This window comes from Streptococcus mitis (assembly GCF_901542415.1).
Lineage (GTDB): Bacteria > Bacillota > Bacilli > Lactobacillales > Streptococcaceae > Streptococcus > Streptococcus mitis_BL.
In genome coordinates this window covers 1,859,940-1,878,715 of record NZ_CABEHV010000004.1, presented here as the reverse complement: position 1 = coordinate 1,878,715, position 18,776 = coordinate 1,859,940, and the positions used below count along the sequence as shown (strand labels likewise).

Below are 18,776 nucleotides of genomic sequence, written 5' to 3'. Positions count from 1 at the left end.
TAGATTTATTTTACCAAAATAGTGGGAATTTGTAAAGTTAATTGAATTTTGAGAATGAAAGTTTATAAACTTTAGTCATAAAAAAACAAAAGATTTCTGTCTTTCATACAGTCCTCCCTTGTTTTTATACGATTTCATTTTTAGATTTTTCTGTAAAAAATGTTTATAGTAATTCCACACAGAAAGCATCCCATGGAGCTAAGGTTTGTTTTTCAAAAACTTCTTGTGCTAGGGTGTTTTCAATCAAGACCGATTTGACCTTTCCTTCTACTGAAAAGTTTTGTTTTTCATTGGACAAGTTAGCCACAACTAGGAAACGACGTTCCCCTTCTTTACGGATATAGGCGAAGACCTTGTCAGTTATTTCCAAGAGTTCAAAGTCAGCTCGAATCAGCCAGCTATTCTCCTTACGTATTTGGACCAGTTTCTGATAGGTATAGAAAATAGAATCTGGATTTGCCAGCGCTTCTTGAACGTTGATTGCTTGATAGTTTGGATTCACTGCTAACCAAGGTTGACCTGTTGAGAAACCAGCGTTTTTGCTCTCGTCCCATTGCATAGGGGTACGGGCATTGTCACGTCCAATGACACGGATACTGTCCATGATTTCTTCCATCGGAACACCTTTTTCAAGAGCCTCACGCGCATAGTTGAGGGATTCAATATCTTCTACTTGGTCCAGTGTTTCAAATGGATAATTGGTCATCCCAATCTCCTCACCCTGGTAGATATAAGGTGTTCCTCTCATGAGATGAAGCAAGATGGCAAAGGCTTTGGCAGATTTTTCGCGGTATTCTTGGTCATTTCCCCAGATTGAGACGATACGAGGGAGGTCATGATTGTTCCAAAAGAGTGAATTCCAGCCGTCCTCAACGCCTAACTCTGTCTGCCATTTGTTGAAGATTTCTTTTAACTTAGGAATATTCAGTTCTTTTTGATAGTGCCACTTAGGCTGACCTTCCTGATACTGAAGACCGATATGTTCAAAATGGAAGACCATAGACAATTCTTGCCCCTTTGGGTCAGAGTAGAGCTTGGCAATCTCTGGCGTTGCTCCCCAGGTTTCCCCTACTGTCAAGAGATTCTTAGCTCCAAAGGTGGCCTGATTCATTTCCTTGAGATAGGGGTGAAGCATAGGACCATTATTGACTACTTTCTCGTCAGGAATTTTCCCAATCATATCAATAACATCCATCCGGAAACCACCAATACCTTTATCAATCCAGAAGTTCATCATCTCATAAATTTTCTGGCGAAGTTTTTCATTCTCCCAGTTGAGATCAGGCTGTTTCTTACTGAAAAAGTGGAGATAGTATTGACCCGACTTTTCATCATACTCCCAAGCAGACCCACTAAAGATAGAATCAAGATCATTAGGCTCATCCCGCCAGATATAGTAGTCACGCTCAGGGCTGTCAGGATTTTCACAGGCCTCGACAAACCAAGCATGTTCATCCGAGGTATGATTAACCACCAAGTCCATGATGATACGGATATCACGCTTCTTAGCTTCCGCAATCAGTTGGTCCATGTCCTCCATAGTTCCGAAAATAGCTGCAATCGCTTGATAATCAGCAATATCATATCCATTATCATCCATAGGACTGTCATAAACTGGAGAAAGCCAAATCGCTGTAATTCCTAACTTAGCTAGATAGTCTAACTTACTGGTAATTCCTGGCAAATCGCCAATTCCGTCTCCATTACTATCCATAAAACTCTTAGGATAGACTTGATAGACTACGGCATTATGCCACCATTTTTCTTGCATCTTCTTACCTCATTATTTTAATAATCTGTAGTCTATGATAGCGCTTTTTAAAATTTTATGCAAGCGTTTGCCTAATCTTTTTGATTCCTTTTTTAAGTCCATAGTTTCCTAACTTCCAATTTTTTATTATAATAGAGGTCAGAGGTAAAAAAATGAAAAAACAAGCTTTTAGTTCTGAACAATATTTGAATCTACAGCGCGACCACATTTTGGAGCGCATTAACCAATTTGACGGCAAGCTCTACTTGGAGTTTGGTGGCAAAATGTTAGAAGATTTCCACGCCGCTCGTGTCCTTCCAGGTTATGAGCCTGACAACAAAATCAAGCTCTTGCAGGAATTGAAAGAGCAAGTTGAGGTTGTAATTGCCATTAATGCTAGCAACATCGAGCATTCCAAAGCACGTGGTGACTTGGGCATTTCTTATGACCAAGAAGTTCTTCGTTTGATTGATAAATTCAATGAATTAGGGATTTTCGTTGGCTCCGTTGTCATTACACAATACGCTGGCCAACCTGCTGCAGATGCCTTCCGCAACCAACTTGAGAAAAACGGAATTGACTCTTATCTTCATTATCCAATCAAAGGATATCCGACAGATATGGACCACATCATTTCTCCAGAAGGCATGGGGAAAAATGACTACATCAAAACCAGTCGCAACTTGATCGTCGTAACTGCTCCTGGACCTGGTTCTGGAAAATTAGCGACTTGTATGTCAAACATGTACCACGACCAAATCAATGGCATCAAGTCTGGCTACGCTAAATTTGAAACCTTCCCAGTTTGGAATCTTCCCCTTCATCACCCAGTCAACTTGGCCTACGAGGCTGCCACAGCTGACCTTGATGATGTCAACATGATTGACCCCTTCCATCTCCAAACCTACGGAGAAACCACTGTCAACTACAACCGTGATATCGAGATTTTCCCAGTGCTCAAGCGCATGTTGGAACGCATTCTAGGAGAGTCTCCATACGCTTCTCCAACAGACATGGGTGTCAATATGGTTGGTTTCGCTATTACAGATAATGAGGCTGCTATCGAAGCCTCTAAACAAGAAATCATCCGTCGCTACTATCAGACTGTTCTTGATTTTAAAGCTGAAAAAGTTGGCGAAGCTGCTGTCAAGAAAATTGAGTTGCTCATGAACGATCTCGGCATCACACCTGCAGACCGTAAGGTTGCTGTTGCTGCACGCCAAAAAGCTGAAGAAACTGGCGGACCAGCCCTAGCCCTTGAATTGCCAAGCGGAGAAATTGTCACTGGTAAGAACTCAGAACTCTTTGGTCCTACAGCAGCTGCCTTGATCAATGCCATCAAGAAATCAGCTGATATTGCCAAGGAAGTAAAACTAATCGAGCCTGAAGTTGTTAAGCCAATCCAAGGTCTTAAAATCGATCATCTGGGTAGCCGCAATCCACGCCTTCATTCAAATGAAATCCTGATTGCACTTGCTATCACAGCTACAGAAAATCCTGATGCTGCTCGTGCTATGGAAGAACTTGGCAACCTCAAAGGAAGCGAAGCGCACTCAACTATCATCTTAACCGATGAAGACAAGAATGTCCTTCGTAAACTGGGTATCAACGTAACCTTTGACCCTTACTACCAATACGACCGCTTGTATCGTAAATAAAGATTTCAAGAGCCTGAGACAAAATAGTTCTCAGCCACAAAAAAGCTAGAGATTTCCAATAACGAAACTCTAGCTTTTTAATTTTGATTCGTTCTCTTATTGTATTTTAGGAGGTTATTGGCCATAAGTACCAATCCCATGTCAATTCTCACTTGACGCTTGCCTCTCAGATTACATCTCTTGTAACCCAAACAAGCCTTTATCTGCCCAAAGACAGGTTCCACATCAATCTTGCGTTGAGCGAAAATCTGTCTACCTTTGGGAGATAAAAGCGCCTGGCATTCTTTCGTTTTTAAGTGCTGATAGCGTTCATTCATATACAGTCCCTTTTGAGGGGCTGATTCAGGTTCATCAGCGTAGTAAACCTTGATTTCCTGTTGAAAGTCCGTCTGTGTTTTCTGATGTTTGATATGGTGAAAACGATAGCACCAGCCATCAGGATGTGTGTAGCTATCCTCCTTATCATCATAGTGCCAATTCGCTAAGTTTCTAGCTGACTGTTTATAGCCTCTCTTCTGTTCCTTATCAAACATGGCATATTTAATCAGATGGTTTACCTTATTTTCATCTAAACGAAGGAGGTTCTCTTCACTTCCATATCCAGCATCTGCGACAACTGTCTGTACGTCATGTGGATAGGTTTCAAGGAATGGCAGAAGAGTTTTGGTATCTGTCGGATTTGAGAAGATATCATAGTGAAGAACAAATTGATTTTCAGTAGCGATTTGAAGATTATAAGCAGCCTTGAGTTGGCCATTTTTCATATGGTCTTCTTTCATTCTCATAAAAGTGGCATCTGGATCGGTTTTGGAAAAACTGTTACGCCCTTCAAATGTCTCCTGATAGCTCTCATATTTTTCAGTACGTACTGAAAAATCATCCTTGACTTTTCGCAAGACTTTCTTGAGTTTACGACGCTGGGTTTTACGTTCATCCTTTCCTTTAACGGGTGTCTCCTCAATGTCCTGGTTCAGTTTTTCCAATTCTTCTTCAAGGACTTGAGCGAATGCAAGCAACTGCTCTGAGGAGATAGACTCTTGTGTATCCAGTTCGATAGCTTGATGGATAAGAGGAGTGATTTCTTCTTGAAAATAGACTTGTATCTGTTCTTGAAGTTTGGCGGAGAATTTCTCTGTCGCTTTCTTCCACACGAAACTATACTTGTTGGCATTAGCTTCAATCTTAGTCCCGTCAATAAACAGACAATCTAAGGTCACTAACTCTTCCATTTTTAAACGAAGATTGAGGTCGATGAAAAGATTACGAATGAGTTCTTCCATCCCTTCAGCTACACGAAAACGATTGATGGTGCGGTAGCTGACAATCAACTGCCCTGTTAGGTATTGCATAGCGAGATTTTCAATCATCATTTTTTCAATTTTTCGACCAGAGAAAATCCCTTGTGAATAGGCAAATAGAAGAGCAGATACAAGCATTTTAGGGTGATAAGACGGACGACCAAAGGCATGATAGAAGGCATGGAAGTGACTATCTTCCAAGGTATTCACCACTTTTTCAATAGTAAAGACGAGATGGTCTTGCGGCAATAAAGAACTGATTTCTAGTGGTAAAGTTGTTTGATTTGTGTTATAGTGAATATGCATGGGATAGCCTTTCTAAATGGTTTATTGGGCAATTCTATTTTACCAAGACTATCGCAACCATGCAAAAAAGCAACGGCAAATCCGTTGCTTTTTTGAAGACAAGAGACTATTGTCCCAGACTCTTTATCTCTGTCTCAGGAGCCAGCTTTGTGTTATAATGAAATTAGAAAACTGAAAGGATTTACCATGTCAAAAGAAGTTATTGTTGAAAGTTTTGAACTTGACCACACTATTGTTAAAGCACCCTATGTTCGCTTGATTGGGGAAGAAACAGGGCCAAAAGGAGACATCATCTCCAATTATGATATTCGCTTGGTGCAACCAAACGAAGACTCTATCCCTACCGCTGGCCTTCACACTATCGAACACCTCTTGGCAAAACTCATCCGTACCCGCATTGACGGCATGATTGACTGCTCACCATTTGGTTGTCGCACAGGCTTCCACATGATTATATGGGGACGTCATACTAGCGCTGAGATTGCAGCTGTTATCAAGGATTCGCTTAAGGAAATCGCTGAAACCACTACTTGGGAAGATGTTCCTGGAACAACCATCGAATCTTGCGGTAACTACAAGGATCACAGCCTCTTTTCTGCTAAAGAATGGGCTAAACTCATCCTAGAACAAGGAATTTCAGACGATGCCTTTGAACGTCATGTCATCTAAACACAAAAAAGGAACCAGCTTTTTAGCTGGCTCCTTCTTTTTTATTCTCAAAATTTTGTCTTAGGCTTTTTCACGAATGACCAAAACACCATCTTCCATGTCAGCTTCTAGGTGTTTAGCATCAAGGTTATCCAAGTGGAAGTCTGTGACTTTGTCACGGATTTGTTGTTCAACCACACGACGGAGTGGACGAACACCCATGACTTCATCGTAGCCTTCCTCAGTCATGTATTCTTTAGCAGCTTCGCTCACTGCCAAGTCAATGTCTTTCTTAGAAAGCGTCTTGTTAACTTCAACCAACATAAGGTCCACAATCTTAGAAAGGTCTTCCTTAGTCAAGTGTGAGAACTCAATGACAGCATTGAAACGGTTAAGGAATTCTGGACGGAAGTAAGGTTTCAAACGATCCATCAATTCTGGTTTATCAGCATCTTCTGTCAAGTTAGCTTCGTAACCAAAGCCTGCGTTTGAAGTTGCGATAATCACCGTATTCTTGAAGTTGACAGTGTTACCTTGACCATCTGTCAAACGACCATCGTCCAAAACTTGGAGGAGAAGGGTGATGACTTGAGGGTCAGCCTTTTCAATCTCATCCAAAAGTACGATTGAGTATGGATTGCGACGGACGCGTTCTGTTAAGGTATTGTTGTTGTCATCGTAACCAACATAACCTGCAGTTGTACCAATCAATTTAGATACGGCTGTGCGGTCGCTGTATTCTGACATGTCCAAACGGATGATAGCATCTTTCGTTCCGAACATATCAAGAGCCAATTGTTTAGCCAACTCAGTCTTACCGACACCAGTAGGACCTACAAAGAGGAAGCTACCGATTGGACGGTTACCTTCATCAAAACCAGCACGGTTACGACGGATAGCTTTTGCTACTGCTTCAACGGCCTTATCTTGACCAATAACTTTCGTCTGCAAACGATGACCCATATCTTTCAAACGTTCGATGTCCGTAGCCCCCATTTGAGATACTGGAATACCCGTCATACGTTCTACAGATTCAGCCACATCGTTGACACTTGCAGTCACTTTCATATCTTCTGTATGGTTTTCGATTTTCTTTTCCAATTCTGCAATGCGTGTTTTATAGTTTAGAGCTGCTTCAAAATCTTCTGCCTCAACTGCTTTTTCTTGCTTGTCTTTTTCTACCTCAATTTCACGTTCAACAGCATGAACATCTGTTACTGGATGCTGAGCTGCCAAGTGAGCCGCCGTAACATCGACAAGGTCGATAGCCTTATCTGGCAAGCTACGTTGTGGAATATATTGAACAGAGTAATCAACGGCAGCTTTTAAGACTTCATCTGGCAAAATAACATTGTGGTGTTGTTGATAAAGATCTCGAATACCTTGAAGAATCTTGAAAGTATCTTCAGCAGATGGAGCATTGACCTTGACTTCGTTGAAACGACGAGCAAGCGCAGCATTCTTCAAAATAGTGTTACGATATTCGTCTTGAGTTGTCGCTCCAATCACGGTCAATTCCCCACGAGAGAGGGCTGGCTTGAGAATGTCCGCAAGCCCTTTAGAACCACTGTCACCTCCAGTAGATCCAGCACCAAGTATTTGGTGAATTTCATCAAAGAAGAGGATAATATTTCCAGCTTCTTTCACTTCGTTTACCAAGTTTTGAATGTTTTCTTCAAAGCTACCACGGTATTGAGTACCAGCTTCAAGTCCAGAAATATCAATAGAAATGATCTCTTTGTTCTTGATTGCTGCAGGAACGTCACCGTTCACGATAGCTTGGGCCAATCCTTCTACTACTGCAGTTTTACCAACACCAGCATCACCGACGAGAACTGGATTATTCTTTGTGCGACGAGAAAGAATTTCAGAAGTTTCTTGGATTTCTTTATTACGTCCAATAACCGGATCTAACTTACCTTCACGTGCTTCTGCAGTCAAGTTTCGACCTAGTTTTGCAAGGACACCGTCTTGTTTCATACCTGAAGACTGTTGTTTCATTTGTCCATCAGCTTCTGCATTTCCTGGCAATTGACCAGTTGCACGATAGTGAGCGAACTCTTCAGGCGTTACTTCACGGCCGTTAATCAAGTAACGACGGTTTTCTGAACTATATCCACGCATACCACCCATCAATTGGTTAAATAAATCATCCATGTTGTTAAAATTATTAAAGTTGTTGTTCATATTCTTTACCTCTTTTTGTTATTTATTATTACTGATATTGACTATCTTTGACTTTTTCTTTAAAAAATTTAGACTAGCTAAATCGCTACTCTACGTACTATTTCTGGTTTTTCTTTTTCAAGCAGGAGTAGACTATCTTTACTTCTAAAGATTTCTAGATTAAACATAGACCCCACCTCTTTCTATTTTACTTTAAATAAGTGTTCTAGTAAGGCTTTCATTTACCTTACGTTCATAATATACTACATTAGTCAAAAAAGGTCAAGGAATTTGACTTTAATTGACCAATATTTTTTAAAAAGCAAAAACACCCTGAAACATCAGGGTGCCATTCTTACATCAAATACAAAATTGCTAGTGTCAGGAGACTTGCTAGAAGCCCCACTCCCCAAAAGAAGAAATCAACCTTCCACTCGCTCCAAGGATTTCCTTTACCAGACAATCCTCCAAGCTCAAAATGGTGATGCACAGGCGTCATACGGAAAATACGTTTACCACCAGTCATTTTGAAATAGCCGACTTGCATCATGACCGAAGTTGTTTCAAAGACATAAATAATTCCAATAATCAATAGAGTCCATTCTTGGTGGAGGGCCATTGAGATAGCTGCCAGCATTCCACCGAGAGCCAAACTTCCCACATCTCCCATAAAGACCTTAGCAGGCTTATGGTTAAAGACAAAGAAACCAAGCAAACCACCAATCATAGCAAGAATCACCAGAAGAATATCCATCTGACCTTGCACATAGGCAATAACTCCATAGGCAGACAAACTAATCACAACGGAAATACTAGCCAGACCGTCAATACCGTCTGTCAAGTTTACTGCGTTTGAAAAACCGACTAGCCAGAAAAGAGCGAAGACAATATAGAAAATTCCTAGATGCACTTGGTAACCAAAGACAGAAAGCATATCGCCACCGCGCTCATAGAAAAGGTAGAAAATGACACCACCTAGAAGCTGAAGAGCCAATTTCTGCTTGGGATTTAGCCCCTCATTGATTTTACGGAAGACCTTGAGGAAGTCATCTAAAAATCCGATTAAACCATAAAGAACCAAGATAAATAAAATCATACCAACATTATTGCTGAGTTGATTACTAAATAGGGCGAAAAAGAAAGCAACTAAAACAGAAGCAATTAAGAAAACCAAACCTCCCATTGTAGGAGTCCCAGCTTTTGCCTGGTGCTGTTTGACATCCTCATGCATCTGCTGGCCTGTAATTTGCGCCTTTCTATAAAATTGGATAAAGGCTGGAATTCCTACTAAAGTTAGTAAAAATGTCACAATTCCAGCACTGATAGAAATAAACATATTAGTCTCCTAAAGTTAATTTAATTTTTTTAATGTTTTTGATAGCTGTATTAGTCCGAACATCTTGCTTCTGAACAACAGAACCTGATCCTTCAAATTCCAGCTCAATATCCAACCATTTAGCAAAGGTCTCAGCAGTCTCTTTTTTCCAGCCATACATGTCTGGAATTTCTTCTACCTTATCCGATAAAAGGAGAACTTGTTGGTTTGGTGCAAGATTGGTCCCTTCTTCTACAGAAGTCTCTTTAATCTTTGTTCCAGTACCTACAACGATTGGTTGCACAATATTTCGGCGTAAGGCTTCCGCCAAATCACCGGGTGAAATATCCTTGATGCTAGGCATTGCATAAGAAGATTCTGTCGTAACTTTATCTAAATTCTTGGCTGGAGATTGAAGATTGAGAGATTCTTTCATAGCTGAAGCCCGCTCCAAGATTGGGTTGGCAAATTCTCCCAACTGGATACCTGAATAATGTTCAGGTTGTTGAACCGTTACATACAAGATAAAATCAGGATTTTCAGCAGGGTTCATAGCCACAACTGAGAAAATGTTGTTGGTAGAACCAACTAAGTAGCCTCCATTTTTCTCGTCAGCGATTTCGGCTGTACCAGACTTGAGGGCTACATTTTGACCTGGAACATTGACAGTTGCTTTTCCTGTACTATGATTATACATAGTTCCATATCTAGGATCCGTTCCTACCAAGACCATGTGAGTACGAGTTTGGCTAGCTGCATCTTTCGAAACGGGATTTCCTACAATTTCTTTTTGAGATTTACGAACGGTTTGATTATTTGGATCATACAAGGCCGTAATAAATTTAGGCTCTAGCATGACGCCATCATTGGCAATGGCTGTAAAGGCACGAATCATTTGCGTCTGAGTTACTGAAATCCCTTGTCCAAATGAACTCTGAGCAATATTAACAATATTGTCAGCTGGAAGTTGGCCTGCATATTCATCTGTCAAACCAAAACGAGTTGGAACCCCAAATTTAAAGCGGTTTAGATAATCCAACCAAGTAGCATCACCCATTTTCTGCTCAAGAAGTGTCATCCCAATATTACTTGAGTGAGCAAACCCTTGAGAAAATGTCATCATACCACCACCGGTCAAACCTTCATTAACGTCCCAATCTCGAATCGTCGCATCCGCTATTTTTAATTCACTACTATTGAAATATTCTCTGCCTGGGAAGGTATTGTTATCAATAGAAGCAGCTAACGTCATAACCTTCATGGTTGAGCCTGGTTCATAGTTACTTTGATAAAGGATATCACGCCAAACAAAGTCCTTAGTAATTCCTTCTTTAGTATCTGCATTAAAGGTCGGTCGTTGAGTGGTAGCAAGGATTTCACCAGTCTTTGCACTGACCAAGGTCGCGGTCATATACTTACCTTTTACTTTTTCTAGAAAGGCATCCATCTGAGTTTCCATGAAAGATTGGAGCGGGCTAGACAATGTTGTATAAACATCCTTGCCATCTACAGTCTGCTGCGCTACCTGTTCTGTACCTGGTACGATATTCCCTACACGGTCTTTTTCATAGGTAATAATACCGTCTGTCCCAGCAAGAATAGTATTTAAAGAACTCTCCAAACCAGAAGTTCCTAACAAACTCTTACTACCATCCTCATTTTCATGAAGTTGAGCCAAACCAATAAAACTAGAAGCAAATTGGCCATTTGGATAGCTTCTGTTAGGGCTCGTTGTAAAGTCAATTCCTTCCACACTAGCATCTTTTAAATCTTTTTTAATCGCCATCATATTGGCATAGGTAATCCCATTTCCTTTTGCACCAAAGGAAACCTGGGTCAGATTTGGTTGAGCCAGTTGCTCTTTCACATAAGCTTCATCCATATCCAAATACTTATGGAAGACTTCAGCTACCTTATTAAACTGCGAATCCTCTACATAAAGAATTTTACCCGTTGCTGACTTGTATTTTTTATCAATAACAGCATAGACGTTATAAGAGGTCGCATCTTCAGCGATAGGCACTCCATTTCGGTCATAGATCGTCCCGCGTTTGGCAGGTACTGTTCGAGTGGTTTGGTGAACCTTTTTAGCCTCTTTTACCAAGTCAGTACCAAATATATTACCTTTTGCGATAATATACGCAAAATTGGCCAAAAAGAGGGCGAAAAGGGCAACAGCTACAAAGCTGAGGTACTTACCAACTATCCTACGGTTTTTTGCTGGAGATTTACGATTTTTTATCGCAAATCGGGTTATTTTTTCTGTCCATTTCATATCTTACTCCGCTGTTCGGATATTTTCATTATTCAATTTCAAATCTTTTTTATCTGCAATTTCTTTCAAGCGCTCTGAACGAATCAATTCATTCACTTCCTGCTTAGCATCATCGAGCTCTGTCTTCTTTTCCTCTATCTGCGCATTGATTTTTGTTAAATCACTTTGCACTTGCAAGAGTCGTGTCTGCATAAAGATGATGCTCACTGCTAAAACGAGAGCCGTAAAAGCGATGGAAAGATAAAAAGCCTTCTCCACACGTGAGAATTTTTTTATACGATTCTGCAAGAATTGACTGGTTGTTTCTTTCTTATCTACCATTTTTCCCTCTTACTTGTGAATTTTTCTGGCCACGCGCAACTTGGCAGAGTGCGAGCGGTTATTGGCTTCTAATTCTTCTGCACTTGGCAAGATTGGCTTACGGGATACCAATTCCATCTTGGGCTTGAGATCATCTGGGATGAAAGGCAAACCTTTGGGAACTTCAACCGTTGAAGCTTCCTTGAACAATTGCTTGGTCAAGCGGTCTTCTAAGGAATGAAAGGTAATCACTGAAATTCTACCATCTAGAGCCAACATATCCATAGCCTGCTGGATGGACTCATCTGCCGCTCCCAGTTCATCATTGACTTCAATTCGAATAGCCTGGAAAATCTGCTTGGCAGGATGACCCTTCTTCTTGAGCTCCTTGGCAGGTTTAGCCGACTTGATAATTTCTGCTAACTCAGTCGTTGTCTCGATTGGCTTGACTTCCCGTGCTTGTTCGATCTTACGCGCAATCTGTTTAGAGAATTTATCCTCACCATACTTGAAGAAAATACGAACCAAGTCATGATAGTCATAGTGGTTCACCACTTCATAGGCTGTCAGACTAGCTTCCTGATTCATCCGCATGTCCAGGGGCGCATCCTTTTTATAAGAAAAACCACGTTCACGCTGATCCAATTGAGGACTAGACACTCCCAAATCATAACAAATTCCATCAATTTCCTGAACACCAGCTTCGCGCAAACGTGCCTGTAAATGACGGAAGTTATCCTTTATAAAAGTCACCATCCCTTTTTCGATATAGGGTGCCAAACGTTTTTGCGCATTGTTAATGGCATTCTGGTCCTGGTCAAAGGCATAGAGATGGCCTTTTTCACTTAATTTACTTAATAAATATTCGCTATGGCCCGCTCCACCCAAAGTCGCATCAACGTAGATACCGTCAGGCTTTACGTCGAGCATATCAATCGTTTCGTGGAGTAAGACCGTTACATGATGAAATTCTTTTGTCATATCCTATCTATTTTACCACAAATCCGACTAGCTTGCACTAGTCAGATAAATAGGTCAAAAAAAGTAAGATTTCGCTAATTTCTCAAAGTAACTTCCACTTGCCCAACCAAAGTGGAAATTAGTCTAAAACGGATTTTTATGGTGGAATTAAGTGTGAGACGTTTGAGTTAGAAATGAGGTCTACTATGACAAAACATAAACACCTTACCCTTTCAGACCGTAATGATATCCAATTAGGCTTAGAGCGCGGTGAAACCTTCAAAGCTATCGGACAATCCATTCTAAAAGACCCAACTACTGTTTCCAAAGAAGTCAAACGAAACAGACAAGTCCGAGAGTCTACATGCGATAACCTTCCTTGCCCTTTACTCGATAAGGCTCCCTTTGTCTGTAATGGATGCCCTAAAAGAAGACAAAATTGTGGATTTAAAAAAATCTTCTACCTTGCTAAACAAGCTCAAAAACAGTACGAACAAACTCTTGTCGAAGCTCGTGAAGGAACTCCCCTTAATTCCAAGGCCTTCTGGGACATGGACAAAGTCATTTCTGATGGTGTTAAAAAGGGACAACACATCTATCATATCCTCAAAACTCATAACCTTGATGTCAGTTCCTCAACCGTCTATCGACACATCCGAAAAGGATACCTATCTATCGCTCATATTGACCTAGCCAGAGCCGTTAAATTCAAAGAAAGACGGAAAAGGAAACTACCTTCCATCCCTAAAGAAGCTAAAAAAGGCCGTTCCTATGAGGATTTCCAAAACTATTTAGTCCTTAATCAACTAGACTCTTGGCTGGAAATGGACACAGTTCTGGGGAGGATGGGAGGTAAAGTCCTACTTACCTTCAACCTGTCTTTCTGTAACTTTATCTTCGCTAGGCTTCTGGATAATAAAACTGCCCTTGAGGTTACCAAACACCTCTATACCATCAAGAACACTCTTCATGAAGCTGATAAAGATTTCTTCCAACTCTTTCCTGTCATTCTTACCGATAATGGTGGAGAGTTTGCCAGGGTTGATGATATCGAAATGGATGTGCGAGGAGAGAGTAAACTCTTCTTTTGTGACCCTAATCGCTCTGACCAGAAAGGGAGAATTGAGAAAAACCACACACTGATTCGAGACATTCTACCTAAGGGAACTGCTTTTGACAACTTAACTCAAGAGGACATCAATCTCGTCTGCTCTCATGTCAACAGTGTCAAACGTGCTGCTTTGAATGGAAAGTCAGCCTATGAGCTCTTTGCCTTTACCTATGGAGAAGAGATTCCTAAGCTTCTAGGTATTTCTAAAATACCTGCAGAAGACGTCTGTCAGTCTTCGAAATTACTCCAACATAAGTTCTAAAAACTAACCTTTAACCGCATTCAAACGTCTCACACTAACTTCCACCATAGCGGAACTTAATCTGAAACGCTTTCAGATGAGGGGATTTTGTGCGCTCTTTTTTTCGATTCCTTTTGGTTACAAAAGCGATGAAATCAAGCATTAGTAAAACCAGTGGAACTTACCCTGACACGGATTTCCACTGGTTTTTAGGATTTTTATCAGACTAACTTCCACTTCTACTAGCGGTGGAACTTAGTTTGCGAATTTACCAAAGTAAGATTTCTTTAAGAATATGTCAAATATGCTTGACATCTGCTCCATAGAAGAATATAATATAGTCAAATATATACGACACAAATCATAAAGGAGAACAGATGAATCGTGTGAAAGAATTTCGCAAGGAACTGGGCATTTCCCAGCTCGAGCTAGCCAAGGATATCGGTGTCTCGAGACAGACCATCAATATGATTGAAAACGACAAGTACAATCCAACCCTGGAACTCTGTCTCAATCTCGCCCGCAGCCTCCAAACTGACCTCAATAGTCTCTTTTGGGAGGATAATTTTTAAAAAAGGAGCCAACTCATGAAAAAAGAAACCTTCACTGAAAAACTCATCAAACGCACATACGGTATTTCTGATCCACTTGACGAATACAAACGACGCGAGGCTGATCGTATCGGCAATCAAGTCTTTATCTTCCTCTTTTATCTGATGATTTTCGGAAATCTTATTCCACTCCTTCTGGCCTATAAATACCCTCAAGAAGTGGCTCTAATCTATCCTGCTCTGATTTTAGTGATTGCCCTCATCGCTGCCGGCTATGTCACCTACCAAATGAAAAAAACAGGGATTACAGCTATTGATCCAGATATGCTGAGTGAGAAAGAAAGTAAGCAATTACATTACCCAGGTCTTAAAGCAGGTTTGTTCTTTGGTCTATGGATGTTTTTTATAACTCCTCTTCTCAGTATACTCATAGGTGAAAGTCCGGACTATTTTAATTCTCTTCTCACTATAAGAAATGGTGTATCAAGCATTCTCGGTTCTATCTTCTTCGGAGCAAGCATACAGTTCCTCATTTCCCGTCGCATTGCAAAAACTAAAAAAGAGCAAGTTGAGGATTAGGAGGTGCCCTATGAAATCACTAGTAACTATACTTACCTATCATCTTTTGTTTGCTTCACTGCTCATCTTCATCATCGTTTCAGGGAACTTGCCAATCTACGATATAGTCTTCCTTCCAGTCTTTGTTCCAGCACTCAACAAAGGATTGACTTATCTAAAGATTGACTCCCAAAAAACGCGCATACTCAACTTAGCACTATTCTTTATGATTCTATCCTTACCACAACTGACGCTCATTTCAAGCAATTGGAAATATTATTTACTGCTCACTATCGCTATCCTTTCTTCTATTACTTATCTTTATTATCTCTATCAATTTGTAAAAGAAACAAAATAACATCGTTCATTTAGGAGAAATCACCCATGAAAAAAGAAGACTTAACCACTCGCCTACTTCGAAATTTCTTTCATATACAAGGGCCTTTTGATGAATGCCGTCAAGAGGTTATCTACAAGGCTTGCGCCCGTTCCATGATCCAAATCTTTTACTCTTCCTTCATTCTCTTCCTATTCTATATTTTGTTCGGAAACTTTATAGAAATTGTTCGAAATGTTATGCCCTACATCTATTTTGGACTCATTTTGTTCATGAGTATAAAAGCTCAAAAAGCCGTCCAAGAGCTTCATCTTGAAAAGGATGACAAATCAGAAATCATCCTCAAAACCTACAGCAAAGCCCAAATCAAATTCCGAAGCTGGATTGTGTTTATCGGTATTCAGATTGGCTTCTTTACCTTACTCATCTTTCATAAAGTCTTCGTTCAGCAGATGTCCCTTTCAGATTTTGTGAAGTTGCTCATGCAATTCGATAAAAGTATTCCTTTCCTGATGTATAGCCTGATTATCGGTAGTATTTTCGGAACCCTGACCTACGGATTTCTATCACTACAGGAGGAGAAAACTCCTAAAAATACCAAACAGAAGGAGAAAAGCAAGCAATGACTTCACTATACGATTTTTCAGTCTTGAACCAAGACAATCAAGAAACTCCACTAGAGACCTATCGTGGTAAGGTTCTCTTGGTTGTCAACACTGCTACTGGATGTGGTTTAACGCCCCAGTACCAAGGACTTCAAGAACTCTATGATCGCTATCAAGAACAAGGTTTTGAGATTTTAGACTTCCCTTGCAATCAGTTTATGGGACAAGCACCAGGCAGCGCAGAGGAAATCAACACCTTCTGTAGCCTACATTATCAGACCACCTTCCCACGTTTTGCCAAGATAAAGGTCAACGGTAAGGAAGCAGATCCTCTCTATGTTTGGTTGAAAGAACAAAAATCTGGCCCACTGGGAAAACGAGTCGAATGGAATTTCGCTAAGTTTCTTATCGGTCGTGATGGTCAGGTCTTTGAACGCTTCTCTTCAAAAACAGCCCCAAAACAAATTGAAGAGGCGATACAAAACCTACTATAATTTCACAATCTCACTATTATTAGTTCTCCTTTAGCCTAAGAATAGTGGGATTTTTTGATGGGCTTTGACTTGAATAGGAAAACACCCCATGATATGAACCATGAAGTGTTGTAAAAATGATACATTCATAGCAGACAAGGCACTACTGACTGCTATTCTTGACTCCTGAATATGTATAGGTCCTATTTCTAGGACACGCTTTTTCCGTTACCACCCTAAAATAAAAGCTATGCTCCCGCCCATCCTTGGCATTTTCCTTGTTTAAGACAAAGTAGTTTTTCTGATTCATCGCCATGGTTCGTAGAATGTCATCAATCAAGAAAGTCAAGGGTACGTTCATGGCAGAGTATTTTTGAAAATCCTCTTCAAAATGAATATAGTTATCTGAAAAATAATCCATCTGCAGTTTGTTTTCATACAGCTCTTTTCTAGTCATAAACTCCCTCCTCCCACAGCCGAATTTCTAGGATATCTGCAACCTCTATCAACCTATATCCCTCGTTTGTCCTAATAGATAGAATCTGATGTGATAACTCCCTCACCTCACCGATGATAGTCGCCTTCTGCCTCTTTTCCTTAACCACAAAGAATCCCTTTAGCTGGCTAATATAAATCCGAGAAAGCAAGTGCAACTTCTCATCTGGAGTCAAATCCGTCGAAAAATCAACACGGCTTTTTTCTTCACTGAGCGAACTGGTGTGTTCTGAAAGGTAAAATCCCATCCACTTCTGCATACCTGGATCTTGATAATCTCGCGCAGATTGAAAAGGTAAATAAGAACGATCAATCATTTTAATCCATCTAATCCTCCAGCAGAATGTCCCCCAATCAGCTTGCTTCTGGCAAGACTCCTAGAGGCTTCTTCCAGTGCATTTGCTCTTAAAAGGGAAGTGAAACCAAATTGTTCCCGAATGGAGTCAATGGCCGTCTGGAGCCTTTCTTCTTTTTCTAACTTGTCAACATCATCAAAGAGAGATATCAAACCAAAGGACTCGTCTACAAAGCCTGAATAGTTAACTCCGACACTTCTGACCGCTCCAGAAGTGTATTTGTTATGAAATAGCTTCAAAACATAACCCGTTAAGACAGCTGTATTATTGGTCGGTTCGACCTTCATTTGTGTGTGAATAGACGACCTGACCTCCTGTTTAGAGAAACCTAGATAGATAGAGACAAGGGTTGTTTTCTTTCTAGACCTTCTCAATCTAATAGCTACCTGCTCCGCCATTTCTCGGAGAATAATTTCAATATCCCGTAGCTTCACGTAGTCTCTCGGCAAGATTTGAGAATTCCCCAAGCCCTTGGATTGGGCTTTATAGGGCTTATGAACATTGCTCTCATCAATTCCATTAGCATGAAACCACAAACGCAGACCAGCCTGACCCAGAGCTTTCTTTAGCTGGTCGGGATTGCTGGTTGCCAATTCCTTGATAGAAAAAATCCCCAGAGCATGCAAGCGTTTCTCCATCCGCCTGCCAATCCCCCAAAAATCCGTCATCTTGGGAATGGACCAGACCTTCTCTTCCACATCCTGGTAAGACCAGTTGGCCCTCATGGTCGGAGTGTGCTTAGCTTCATTATCCAGAGCCAACTTGGCCAGTAAGGGATTGGCATTTGACATACCTACTGTAGAGTAGATCCCTGTCTGCCTCCAAATATCCCTCTGAATACGAGCAGAAAGCATATCCAGCTTGTCTTTGCGAGAGAGACTCTTATCTGGGATAAAATAGTTGAGCGAACTAGTCAGGTCAATAAAGCCCTCATCGATAGAGTAAGGATAAATATCATCTGGACTGCCATAGTTTTGAAAGATTCGCTGGATTTCCATATTGACCGCGATGTACTCATCCATCCTAGGTGGCACAATCAAGGTCACTTGAGCCCAATCTTCGATGTAGCGAACATAGTCTGAATCAGTAGGCAACCCCTGCTTTCTAGCATTATAGTAGGAAAATTTTCGCGTTTTGATATCAAAGGGCAAATCATAGGCCCGACCAACATTTGACTTGCCAAAAATCTTCTTAAACAGGGGAGAGGAGGCTAGGATAAGACCAGTGGAATTATCCGCGCGACTCATGACACAAAGCGAGGTTTTCAGCGGATGTAAGCCCCTTTTCACGCACTCAACACTGGCATAAAAGGATTTCATATCGACAAAAGCAATGTCACTTTTGGGCTCTCTGGAATAATCAAAGTAGCCCAT

Annotated in this window: 18 protein-coding genes and 1 pseudogene; 9 read left to right on the top strand and 10 right to left on the bottom strand. The window is 40.8% G+C overall.

Features of this window, described 5'->3' with window-relative positions; translation table 11 throughout:
• Positions 1–163: 163 nt before the first annotated feature.
• On the bottom strand, positions 164–1,771 hold the full coding sequence (locus tag FQT24_RS09740; RefSeq protein WP_143952870.1) for a glycoside hydrolase family 13 protein: 1,608 nt from the start codon (positions 1,769–1,771) through the stop codon (positions 164–166).
• 152 nt (positions 1,772–1,923) lie between these two features.
• On the opposite strand from FQT24_RS09740, the gene FQT24_RS09735 reads away from it, so the two are divergent.
• Positions 1,924–3,408, top strand: coding sequence for a DUF1846 domain-containing protein (locus FQT24_RS09735; RefSeq protein ID WP_143952869.1), 1,485 nt, complete (start codon positions 1,924–1,926; stop codon positions 3,406–3,408).
• A 77-nt stretch (positions 3,409–3,485) separates the two neighbouring features.
• Here FQT24_RS09735 and FQT24_RS09730 read toward each other — a convergent pair whose 3' ends face one another.
• Positions 3,486–5,012, bottom strand: coding sequence for an IS1182 family transposase (locus FQT24_RS09730; RefSeq protein WP_143952868.1), 1,527 nt, complete (start codon positions 5,010–5,012; stop codon positions 3,486–3,488).
• On the opposite strand from FQT24_RS09730, the pseudogene FQT24_RS11240 reads away from it, so the two are divergent.
• Positions 4,973–5,187, top strand: a pseudogene (locus FQT24_RS11240) (hypothetical protein). The gene FQT24_RS09730 and the pseudogene FQT24_RS11240 sit on opposite strands and share 40 nt — an antisense overlap.
• An 11-nt stretch (positions 5,188–5,198) precedes the next feature.
• Positions 5,199–5,681, top strand: coding sequence for an S-ribosylhomocysteine lyase (locus FQT24_RS09720; protein ID WP_143952867.1), 483 nt, complete (start codon positions 5,199–5,201; stop codon positions 5,679–5,681).
• A gap of 60 nt (positions 5,682–5,741) precedes the next feature.
• Here the strand turns inward: FQT24_RS09720 and FQT24_RS09715 are convergent, their stop codons facing one another.
• The 5 genes from FQT24_RS09715 to rsmH all read right to left on the bottom strand — a co-directional run bounded on the left by FQT24_RS09715 (position 5,742) and on the right by rsmH (position 12,697).
• The gene (locus tag FQT24_RS09715) at positions 5,742–7,847 is read right to left on the bottom strand and encodes an ATP-dependent Clp protease ATP-binding subunit (protein WP_143952866.1); all 2,106 of its coding nucleotides are present in this window, start codon (positions 7,845–7,847) and stop codon (positions 5,742–5,744) included.
• A 334-nt stretch (positions 7,848–8,181) separates the two neighbouring features.
• A complete protein-coding gene (gene mraY / locus FQT24_RS09710) occupies positions 8,182–9,162 on the bottom strand; it encodes a phospho-N-acetylmuramoyl-pentapeptide-transferase (protein ID WP_000470817.1) in 981 nt (326 codons plus the stop codon).
• 1 nt (position 9,163) lies between these two features.
• Positions 9,164–11,416: a penicillin-binding protein PBP2X gene (gene pbp2x, locus FQT24_RS09705; protein WP_143952865.1), complete on the bottom strand. Its 2,253-nt coding sequence runs from the start codon at positions 11,414–11,416 to the stop codon at positions 9,164–9,166.
• Positions 11,417–11,419: 3 nt separating this feature from the next.
• Positions 11,420–11,737 carry a cell division protein FtsL gene (ftsL, locus tag FQT24_RS09700; protein WP_000227824.1) on the bottom strand — a complete coding sequence of 106 codons (318 nt, stop codon included), beginning with the start codon at positions 11,735–11,737 and terminating at the stop codon, positions 11,420–11,422.
• Between the two features lie 9 nt (positions 11,738–11,746).
• Positions 11,747–12,697 carry a 16S rRNA (cytosine(1402)-N(4))-methyltransferase RsmH gene (gene rsmH, locus FQT24_RS09695; protein ID WP_143952864.1) on the bottom strand — a complete coding sequence of 317 codons (951 nt, stop codon included), beginning with the start codon at positions 12,695–12,697 and terminating at the stop codon, positions 11,747–11,749.
• 185 nt (positions 12,698–12,882) lie between these two features.
• On the opposite strand from rsmH, the gene FQT24_RS09690 reads away from it, so the two are divergent.
• The 6 genes from FQT24_RS09690 to FQT24_RS09665 all read left to right on the top strand — a co-directional run bounded on the left by FQT24_RS09690 (position 12,883) and on the right by FQT24_RS09665 (position 16,573).
• Complete coding sequence (locus FQT24_RS09690; RefSeq protein ID WP_143951979.1) at positions 12,883–14,049, top strand: IS30 family transposase; 1,167 nt, start codon at positions 12,883–12,885, stop codon at positions 14,047–14,049.
• A gap of 356 nt (positions 14,050–14,405) precedes the next feature.
• The gene (locus FQT24_RS09685; RefSeq protein WP_001082471.1) at positions 14,406–14,600 is read left to right on the top strand and encodes a helix-turn-helix transcriptional regulator; all 195 of its coding nucleotides are present in this window, start codon (positions 14,406–14,408) and stop codon (positions 14,598–14,600) included.
• A 15-nt stretch (positions 14,601–14,615) separates the two neighbouring features.
• Positions 14,616–15,158 carry a DUF3278 domain-containing protein gene (locus FQT24_RS09680; RefSeq protein WP_143952863.1) on the top strand — a complete coding sequence of 181 codons (543 nt, stop codon included), beginning with the start codon at positions 14,616–14,618 and terminating at the stop codon, positions 15,156–15,158.
• Positions 15,159–15,168: 10 nt separating this feature from the next.
• Positions 15,169–15,495, top strand: coding sequence for a hypothetical protein (locus FQT24_RS09675; RefSeq protein WP_143952862.1), 327 nt, complete (start codon positions 15,169–15,171; stop codon positions 15,493–15,495).
• A 26-nt stretch (positions 15,496–15,521) separates the two neighbouring features.
• Positions 15,522–16,100 carry a DUF3278 domain-containing protein gene (locus tag FQT24_RS09670; RefSeq protein WP_143952861.1) on the top strand — a complete coding sequence of 193 codons (579 nt, stop codon included), beginning with the start codon at positions 15,522–15,524 and terminating at the stop codon, positions 16,098–16,100.
• Complete coding sequence (locus FQT24_RS09665; RefSeq protein ID WP_143952860.1) at positions 16,097–16,573, top strand: glutathione peroxidase; 477 nt, start codon at positions 16,097–16,099, stop codon at positions 16,571–16,573. The genes FQT24_RS09670 and FQT24_RS09665 overlap by 4 nt, the downstream gene beginning before the upstream one ends.
• A 142-nt stretch (positions 16,574–16,715) precedes the next feature.
• Here FQT24_RS09665 and FQT24_RS09660 read toward each other — a convergent pair whose 3' ends face one another.
• The 3 genes from FQT24_RS09660 to FQT24_RS09650 are packed head-to-tail and all read right to left on the bottom strand — an operon-like array spanning position 16,716 to position 18,776.
• The gene (locus FQT24_RS09660) at positions 16,716–17,009 is read right to left on the bottom strand and encodes a DUF5960 family protein (protein ID WP_000196991.1); all 294 of its coding nucleotides are present in this window, start codon (positions 17,007–17,009) and stop codon (positions 16,716–16,718) included.
• Positions 17,002–17,364, bottom strand: a complete 363-nt coding sequence (locus tag FQT24_RS09655; RefSeq protein ID WP_143952859.1) for a hypothetical protein — start codon at positions 17,362–17,364, stop codon at positions 17,002–17,004. The genes FQT24_RS09660 and FQT24_RS09655 overlap by 8 nt, the downstream gene beginning before the upstream one ends.
• The gene (locus FQT24_RS09650) at positions 17,361–18,776 is read right to left on the bottom strand and encodes a Y-family DNA polymerase (RefSeq protein ID WP_143952858.1); all 1,416 of its coding nucleotides are present in this window, start codon (positions 18,774–18,776) and stop codon (positions 17,361–17,363) included. Before FQT24_RS09650 ends, FQT24_RS09655 begins: the two co-directional genes overlap by 4 nt.